Here is a 9,314-nt window from a genome sequence, read left to right as displayed (position 1 = left end):
ACAAGAACTAAAGGATTTTTATCAACTGGTTGAGGCTTCTGAAATTCCAGAAATGAAAAAGGCCATTCAAACCATTCAAAACTGGCAAACCGAAATTCTTAATAGTTTTGCATATAACTTTTCCAATAGTTTTTTGGAAGGGATCAATAACTCAACCAAAGTATTAAAACGAAACGCATTTGGCTTTAGAAGCTTTAAACGCTTTAGAGCAAAAATATTACTTTCACATCAATATAAAGGAATTGGGGTTCACATTGGATAAGGGTGACGACAATTAGTCATCACCCCAACATTTGACGGAGAACCTTTTTTTATAGTACGGCAGATTTCGACACGCAGCGATCACGCCCCAGAACCTCTTGTTTTACAAGGATGTTTGAGAAATTGGAAGAAACAGTCTTTGGTGAAATTTCCGAAAATTATAGAAAATGTGTCGAAGCTTCTGGTATACTATCGAATAACGGAAGTAATAAGGAATTTTTCCTTAAATGTTCGTGTTTGTATAGATACATAAAAAAGGAAGGGTGAGGTAGATGCCAAGTACTGTTAAGGAGACTATCCAAGAGATTCTGGAGGATATCGTCGCCTTCCGCAGAGAGTTACACGAATACCCCGAGCTGAGCGGCGAAGAATATGAGACTTCAAAAAGGATTCAGCAAAAGTTAGATCAATATAACATTCCTTATGAAACGGGATTTGCTGGGACGGGTGTCTTAGGAATAGTTAAAGGCAAGAAACCTGGAGGTACGGTTGCACTAAGAGCAGATATGGACGCGCTTCCGATTATAGAGAAGACGCATTTGGAATTTGCCTCTAAGCATCCCGGTAAAATGCATGCATGCGGTCATGATGTTCACACAGCTATGCTGCTTGGGGTCGGAGCTGTTCTCAATCAAAGAAAAGAAGATGTAGAGGGTACGATTTTGCTGGTATTTCAGCCTGCCGAGGAAAATGCACCGACAGGCGGTGCCAAACAAATGATGGAAGACGGCGTTTTTAATAAATATAAGCCTGATGTAATCCTGGCGCAGCATGTTTGGCCGGATCTTCCGGTCGGACAGTTTGGTGTAATGCCAGGTCCTATAATGGGAAACTCGGATCGATTTAAAATTGTCGTCAAAGGTGCGAGCGGACATGCCAGTATGCCCCATCAAACGGTAGATGCGATAGTCGTTGCCAATCATGTAATTTCAGCCTTACAGACAATCGTGAGCAGAAACGTAGATCCAATGGACTCTGCAGTTCTTACAATTGGAAGAATCGAGGGAGGTTATCGCTATAATGTGGTGGCTGATGAAGTGACTCTCGAAGGAACGGTGAGAACCTTTCGAGATGAAACCAAAGCTCTAGTAAAAGATAGGCTGCAGACGATTGTAAAAGGTGTAGTTGATGCTTTGGGTGCTAATGCAGAGATTCAGTATTGGAACGGTTACCCTGCTACTGTTAATACACCCGAGTGGGCGGATTTGGTCAAAGCAACAGCTGAGCGCTTGTATGGCGAGTCTTCCGTTCCAAATATACAACCGTCAATGGGGGGAGAGGACTTCGGCCGATTTTTACAAGAATATCCCGGCGCTTATTACTGGATCGGAACCTCAATCGGGGAGGGGCAAAAACCCTTGCATGACCCGAATTTTATTGTAAACGAAGATGCGATTCCGCTTGGGATTGAATTATTGGTACATGCAGCCATTGATGGATTGAAGCAGCTTCAAAAAAAAGCAGAGGTGAGCGAAGCATGGTTGAACGCTTAGAACATTTTATTGAGACAGTCAGTCCGTATCTTTTAGAAAAACGGAGAGAGTTTCACCAATGGCCAGAGGTTGGCTGGACCGAATATGTGTCTACGTATAAAATTGGAACTATTTTAGAAAAACTCGGTTTCAAGCTAACGATTGGAAAAGATGCAATCGCCTCTAATAAACGTTTAGGTGTTCCGGCAGAGTCAGAGATTGAGAGGAATGAACAGCTGGCTCGTCAAATGGGTGTTCCTGAAAAGTGGATGGACAAAATGGCTGGCGGAAATACGGGGTTAGTAGCTCAATTTGATACGGGAAAGAAAGGCAAGCACATTGCGATGCGATTTGATATTGATGCACTGCCAATTAAAGAAGCAAAAGAATCAGGTCATGAACCTTTTGAAAAAGGATTTGTTTCAAAACATGAGGGTTCTATGCATGCTTGCGGCCACGATGGACACACCGTAATTGGACTGGGAGTAGCAGAATTTATTGTTACATTTCATGAGGAGCTGTCTGGGCGGTTTACCCTGCTATTCCAACCGGCAGAAGAAGGCGGCCGCGGAGCCATTACAATGGTGGAGCGGGGCTGGCTTGATGATGTTGACTTGTTTTTAAGCGGACATATTGGGATTCATTCCATTCCAGTTGGTGAAATCGCTGCAACTTCAACGAATTTTTTAGCGACGACTAAAATGAATGTCGTCTATAGGGGAAAGTCTGCACATGCAGGGCTTGAACCAAACCGCGGAAGGAATGCGCTTCTTGCCGCAGCGGCTGCAAGCCTGCATTTAAATGGAATTACCCGTCATGCTGATGGTGCTACCCGGATAAACATCGGCAGATTAGAAGCAGGGAGTGGTCGCAATATTATCGCGGATTACGCCAGAATGGAAATTGAAACACGGGGACAGACAACTGCGCTTAATGAATACATGGCTGAAGAAGCGGTTCGAATCATTAAGGCTTCAGCAGATCTCTATGGAGTCCAGGCTGAAACGGAAGTAGCAGGAACGGCGATCTCAGCTGATTGCAGCCAAGAGCTGATTCCAATCATTGAAAAGGCCTGTGAATCTAGTAAATTGATTACCAAAGTCCACCCGTGTTTACCTTTAGGAGCTTCTGAAGATGTCTCGTTCATGATCGATCGTGTCCAACAAAATGGCGGACAAGCTACCTTTCTATTATTCGGCTCGCCTCTGCCAGCTGGACACCACCACCCGCGCTTCGACTTTGATGAGAACGTAATCCCGGTCGCAGTCGAAACATTTTCCAGAATCCTGCTAGAAACGAGTGCCTGAATGGAACGGAGGGACGGTTCTTCTGTTTCAGTCTTACTCCTGAAACTGAAACAGAAGAACCGTCCCCTTGTTTCACCTGAGATTTGTCGAATACTGTTTTGGGAGAGTGAATGGAATGAAGGATTGGCTTGAAGAGAATTTGAAGAGATTGAATCTTGTTGAATCTATGGAGCAGCCGGATGGTTTTACTAGACTGGGGTATACCGAATCTGAGACGGAAGCGATCCGGGTGTTTGAAAAGCTGGCAACTGACTTAGGGTTAACGCTGCGTCATGATGCAGCAGGGAATGTGATTGCTAGATGGGATGGCAGTATTCCTGATCTCCCAGCTGTTTCCGTCGGATCTCACCTAGATACGGTTGCGTCTGGAGGAGGTTATGACGGAGTGGCAGGCGTTCTTTGCGGACTGGGTGCAGTGAAACTTTTGCAGGACGCAGGATTTAAACCCACCCATCCGATTGAGGTTATTTGCTTCCGGTCTGAGGAATCTTCCCGTTTTGGAATTTCCACGATAGGAAGTAAAGCAATGGCGGGGCTCTTAGATTTAGAGATTGGTAGTGTCAAAGATTCTGAAGGGACAACCATTCAAGAGGCAGTTGAAAAAATGGGGTTAGACTGGGGTCAGTTTCCCAATGCGGAAAGGTCGCGTCAGGAAATTAAGTCTTTTGTTGAACTGCACATTGAACAGGGACAGATTCTTGAGGAAAGCGGGAAGGACTTTGGCGTGGTTCAAGGCATTGCTTGTCCGATTAGGTTAAAGGTTCAGGCAGTAGGGCAAGCGGGACATACCGGCACAACCCCGATGAATAGACGCCAAGATGCTTTAGTGGCTGTATCTCCACTCATTTCATTTGTTTCGGAGACTGCCAAAGAATTGAGTGAAGCAGGTGAAGTTCCCGTTGTTGCTACCGTTGGTACGATTGAAGCAAAGCCTAACGTGATGACTGTGATTCCTGGTGTTGTGGAAGTCGGGATTGATATACGGAGTGTGGCTGACTCCTTAAAAAATGAGGTGGCTGAAAGAATTCGCCGGAAGTGTGAAGAGCTAGAAAAGCAGTTTCAGGTAAAATTTTCAGTCTCAACGCTTGTCCATAATCCTTCCGTTTTGCTGGATCCAGGGGTGCAGAAGAAGTTAGACAAAGCTGGAGAAGATGCTGGTTTTACTGGTATGAGGATGAATAGCGGTGCTGGCCATGATGTTATGAACATGGCAGCCAAATGGCCATCCGGACTCATTTTTATACCTTGTAAAGCTGGACTTAGCCACCACCCGGATGAATATACCACTGTTGATGACTTAAAAATGGGAACCGAAGTATTAGCAAGCTATTTACGGCAAGAGAGCGGGTGCAACGAGTGAAGATTCGAGTCGGAGTTGTAGGGCCTAAAGATTCTGTACAAAAGATGCTAGAGGCCGGCAAGGATTTTCAAGAAATCGACTTGATTCCATTTATTTATGAAAAAACAGAGGAAACGGAAACGATTATTAACAAAAATCGCGATCTGATTCACCACTGGTTTTTTTCGGGACAGGCACCCTATTATTTTGCTCTATCAAAAGGGATTATTTCGGAAGAGGAAGGCAGCTTTACACCCTTAAATGGATCTAGTCTGCTCGGAACGCTGCTGAAGGCGTTTATGAAGGAGGGGAAAATTTTAAACCGTCTTAGCCTTGATACGATTCAAGTTGAAGAAATCGAGAAGGTGAAGGAATCTTTCTCCCTCCAAGATTTAACCATCTATACCAATCCGTACCATGGATATATTCCTGCTTTAAAACTCATTGAGTTCCATAAAAACCTGTATGAAGCAGGACAGGTCGATGCGGCTATTACCTGTTTGAATTCTGTCTATACAGCTTTAACTGAAATGGGTATTCCAGCCTTTCGTGTCGTCCCATCTGAATTGGCAGTTCATCGGGCTTATAGCTTTATTAAAGAACGTGCCCAGACAAGTGTATTTCGGAAAGCGCAGCTAGTCATTCTTGGTGTCGAAGTTATTTTTCCAAGCCCATCTGCAGCGGATTATCCAATCTCTTTTAAAAGGAAGCATCAGGTACTTGAATTAAGGCGGGTCTTGCTTGATTTTGTTGAAGAAATTAATGGCTCAATCGTAGAAGTAGGGGATGGTCTCTTTTACATTTACTCGACTCGCGGAGAATTGGAGCTTTTTACAAAAAGCAAGTCCATCTTCTCCATTATTGAGGAGTGTAAGATCAATAGCCAGCTTTCGGTTCGAATGGGCATCGGTTATGGACTGACTGTGCTAGAGGCAGAGGAACATGTCCGTATTTCCTTTGAACATGCACGAGCAGAAAAGGGACCGGTGGTCGTCATTACAAATGAAGATAAGGAGGTGAGGAAGCTGCTAGATTCGGAGGAACAGGTTATGTTCCAGATGAGAAGCAAGGGGGCCGAATGGGAACAACATTTCAAGGATGACGAAATTAGTTCATCTCTCGCCGCTAAAATTCATTCTCTATCGCATCATTATGAACAAACAGAACTAACCTCTCATGAATTGGCCCGTTGGCTTAAAAGCACAGAGCGCAATGCCCGCAGAATTCTATGTGAACTGGAAAGGATTGGCCTTGCCCAAGTAACAGGGGAAGAATCTTTCGGCCGTGGAAGACCGCGTAAAATCTACGAATTAAAGTTTTAGGTCCTTTTAGCAGGTGCCAACCCGGATTTGATTGAAAGCAACCTGATAGGTGCCTCCAAACCCGAAATTTATAGAAAACAAATCGCCAGTTAATCTGTCGAAAACCACGCAAATTTTCTTGCTTCAAAAAAATTGTGTTCTTGGATTGTACGTCTACAGAGAGATATTTTTACTATTTGTAAAGGAGAGTGAAACGAATGTCACAACCTCAAACTAACTTAAACCCTCAGAAAAAACCAACCGCAATGGACCGTTTTTTAAACGGGATTGAGCGGGTTGGAAATAAATTACCTGATCCGTTTTTCATTTTTATCTATTTAGTAGCTTTTGTCATTCTGTTATCTTGGGCAGTCGGCAGTATGGGAGTTACCGTTGAACACCCGGGAACTGGCGAGGAACTTCCCATTAAAAGTTTGGTTTCTGAAGAAGGACTGATATACATTCTGTCCTCCATGTTAGATAACTTTACCGGATTTGCCCCACTAGGCCTTGTATTAACCATGATGCTTGGGATTGGATTAGCAGAAAAAGTGGGCTTATTAGAAACTGCTATTAAGAGATCCATTTTAAATGCACCGAAATCATTAGTTACTTATGCGGTTATTTTCATTGGGATCCTAGGAAACTTAGCTTCTGATGCGTCCTTTGTCTTAATACCCCCGTTAGCAGCCATGGTTTTCCATGCAGTTGGCCGCCATCCGCTTGCAGGGTTGGCAGCTGGTTTTGCAGGGGTTGGTTCAGGTTTTACAGCGAACCTTTTTGTCGCCGGAACAGATGCTCTTTTAGCCGGTATTTCAACAGAAGCAGCAAAAAATGCCGGACTGGGAGAAATTGTTGTAACACCTGTCGATAACTGGTATTTTATGATTGCATCTGTTTTCGTTCTCTCTATTGTAGGGGCGTTTATTACGGAGAAAATCATCGAGCCTCGCTTAGGCACATATAAAGGGAAAGCTAAAAAAGAACTTGAAGAAGCAAATCCCCTCGAAAAGAAGGGTCTTCGAAACAGTGCGATTGCAGGAATCGTGTATCTCGGATTAGTTGCGCTTGCCTTATTTTGGCCAGACTCCCCGCTCAGAAACGAAGATGGAGGGATTGTGCCATCACCGTTTTTAGATAACATCATTCCGATTATTCTCTTTTTCTTTATTTCAGTGGGTGTAGCCTACGGGGTAACCGTCAAGAAAATTACGACTACGAAGGACATTCCAAAATATATGACTGAAGCGATCAAGGATATGTCCGGTTATATTGTCCTCATTTTCGCAGCTTCTCAATTTATTGCATACTTTAACTGGACAAACCTAGGAACATGGGTAGCTGTAAACGGAGCAGAATTCTTAACATCTATTGATATGACGGGTCTTCCAGTTGTAATTGGATTTTCGATTCTTGTTTCAATTTTAAACCTGATTATCTTTAGTGGATCGGCACTGTGGGCATTATTAGCACCGGTATTTATTCCAATGTTCATGCTCTTAGACTACCATCCGGCCTTCATTCAGGCAGCATATCGGATTGCTGAATCAACAACCAATGTTATCACACCTCTTAATCCGTATATACTGATTGTCCTTGCCTTTATGCAAGAATACGACAAAAAAGCCGGTCTGGGCACATTAATCTCCCTTATGCTTCCGTACACCATCATATTTTTCGCCATCTGGCTCGTCTTGCTAGTGGTTTTCGCCTTGCTGGGAATACCGTTTGGACCTGGTGTCGGAGTGTATCTACCTTAATATTCATATGAAGGAATATCAAATGGAGCCTGACCTCTCAAATGTTACATCTTTAATAAAGGGGTTCAGGCCCTTTTTTTATGAAACGATTTTCACAGTTGCCTGTCCCGCCGCGAATTTCCCAGGAAATTGTCGAATGCTAGAATGGCCAGGTAGGGCGAGGCAGCAGGATGTTGTGTTTCGAGCGTGACGACGGGCAGGACGCCCTAGTCGAGCGATACATTAGGACGTGGCGTTTCGAGCGTGACGACGGGCAGGATGCCCTAGTCAAGCGATACATTAGGACGTGGCGTTTCGAGCGTGATAAATTCAACTAGGCAATCACCTGCATCTAGCCTATCGCACTAGCCAAGTTTTCTTTATCTTTTGTGAAGAATATGTGAACTGTGTTGTGTTTTTAGGGAAAAGAGAGTATATTCAAAGTGTAGATATTGTGAAATATTTCACAATTAAACCTACAAAGCTAGCTGGCTTAAAAAAGTAATGAAAGAGATTTTTTTTTGATATATTTGTGAAACATTTCACAAATAGACAAAATAAAACTAATACACTCATCACAAGGAGATGGGAACTATGAAATGGTTAAGAGGACCAAAGATGGCAGTTGTTTGGACAGTGTTGCGAGTTTGGTTAGGGATTCAATGGCTTGAAGCTGGCATAGGGAAACTACAAGGCTTTGATGCTGCAGGATTCATACAAGGTGCAATTGGAAAGGCAACTGGTGATCATCCAGCCGTACAAGGATGGTACGCAACATTTCTAGAAGAGGCAGCACTCCCAAATGTCGAGTTATTCAATAATTTGATTCCGTGGGGAGAGATTTTAGTCGGAACCGGTTTGATTCTGGGAGCTGCAACGATACCCGCTCTCCTAGCAGGGGCCTTTATGAACCTAAACTTCTTGCTGGCAGGTACAGTAAGCACGAATCCAATTCTTTATACAGCAGCCATAGTCTTACTTGCAGCTGGAGGAGCAGCATATCTATACGGTGTAGACCGATTTGCGATTCCATACGTTAAGAAAATGCTTCACCATAACAAGAACACAATCAACAAGGGGAAGGGGCCAAAACAAATCCCTGTGGAAGGACATTAACTATAGCTGCTAACGAAAGAGACTTTATAAATAGAGCATAAAAAGTAAATAGATATAGGCAAAATGAGCATCCAATTATAATATAAAAGGGTGCTCATTTTTTGTGCATTGATTTTGCTTAAATGACCATTACTATTCTTACCAACATTTGATTTATATCGTTATTTAGCTTTTGATTTTATACTAAAGGCAAGAAAGAAGAGAAAGAGGAAAACTGCTGTGCTTGGAAACATATTCTGGATGATTTATTTAAGTTTGCTTGGTACCGTTGCTGTTGGCTACCTGCTAAAAGGTAAATATAAAACCACTCTAGCAAAAGTCGATTTTATCATTTCTATCATCACATGGTTAGGGTTATTTGGATACGTTACGGACACATCCATGTTAACTCCGCTATTCTGGAAATTTGTATTTTTTGGAGGTTTGCTTTGGGATTTTATTTATGGTGTGTTTCTAAACGATTATTATGGTGAGGAAATAGATCAAGACATTCCGGTTTTTGTCAGACATATCATAACCGTAATCATTTTAGTTATCTTTATAGGCCCATTATATTATGGCTTGTATCAGTATGCTTTTTAAAAAAAGCAGGGGAAGATAGATTATTTAGTTATCTTTTTCAAATACCAGACATTTTTAATGAAATGTCTGGTCAGACTGTAGACAAACTCGATAATATCGAGTTTGCCTACAGTCTTTTTTGATTTACAATATTTATAATGAGATATCTAGAGGTGATGGATTATGATGACGAGAAACAATAATATTGAAAGAGACCA

The 9,314-nt window shown here is 42.7% G+C and carries 8 protein-coding genes; all 8 read left to right on the top strand.

Features of this window, described 5'->3' with window-relative positions; all coding sequences use genetic code 11:
- A partial coding sequence (locus MLE14_RS21295; protein WP_243298132.1) for a transposase occupies positions 1 to 262 on the top strand: 262 nt, incomplete at its 5' end.
- A 271-nt stretch (positions 263 to 533) separates the two neighbouring features.
- Positions 534 to 1,754 (top strand): M20 metallopeptidase family protein, encoded by a 1,221-nt coding sequence (locus MLE14_RS21290; protein ID WP_243300420.1) that lies wholly within the window; start codon positions 534 to 536, stop codon positions 1,752 to 1,754.
- Positions 1,739 to 3,040: an amidohydrolase gene (locus MLE14_RS21285; protein WP_243300419.1), complete on the top strand. Its 1,302-nt coding sequence runs from the start codon at positions 1,739 to 1,741 to the stop codon at positions 3,038 to 3,040. The genes MLE14_RS21290 and MLE14_RS21285 overlap by 16 nt, the downstream gene beginning before the upstream one ends.
- Before the next feature lie 115 nt (positions 3,041 to 3,155).
- Positions 3,156 to 4,400 carry a M20 family metallo-hydrolase gene (locus MLE14_RS21280; RefSeq protein ID WP_243300418.1) on the top strand — a complete coding sequence of 415 codons (1,245 nt, stop codon included), beginning with the start codon at positions 3,156 to 3,158 and terminating at the stop codon, positions 4,398 to 4,400.
- On the top strand, positions 4,397 to 5,701 hold the full coding sequence (locus tag MLE14_RS21275) for a hypothetical protein (RefSeq protein ID WP_243300417.1): 1,305 nt from the start codon (positions 4,397 to 4,399) through the stop codon (positions 5,699 to 5,701). Before MLE14_RS21280 ends, MLE14_RS21275 begins: the two co-directional genes overlap by 4 nt.
- Positions 5,702 to 5,898: 197 nt before the next feature.
- Positions 5,899 to 7,440 carry an AbgT family transporter gene (locus MLE14_RS21270; protein WP_243300416.1) on the top strand — a complete coding sequence of 514 codons (1,542 nt, stop codon included), beginning with the start codon at positions 5,899 to 5,901 and terminating at the stop codon, positions 7,438 to 7,440.
- Positions 7,441 to 8,013: 573 nt separating this feature from the next.
- The gene (locus MLE14_RS21265; protein WP_243300415.1) at positions 8,014 to 8,535 is read left to right on the top strand and encodes a DoxX family protein; all 522 of its coding nucleotides are present in this window, start codon (positions 8,014 to 8,016) and stop codon (positions 8,533 to 8,535) included.
- A gap of 219 nt (positions 8,536 to 8,754) precedes the next feature.
- Positions 8,755 to 9,117, top strand: coding sequence for a hypothetical protein (locus MLE14_RS21260; protein WP_243300414.1), 363 nt, complete (start codon positions 8,755 to 8,757; stop codon positions 9,115 to 9,117).
- The last annotated feature ends 197 nt before the right edge of the window (positions 9,118 to 9,314 follow it).

Origin of the sequence: Bacillus litorisediminis, from assembly GCF_022808645.1 — a bacterium.
Taxonomy (GTDB): Bacteria; Bacillota; Bacilli; order Bacillales; family JC228; genus Bacillus_BF; species Bacillus_BF litorisediminis.
Note: the sequence above shows the minus strand (reverse complement) of the source record. Positions and strands in the feature narration are given on the sequence as shown.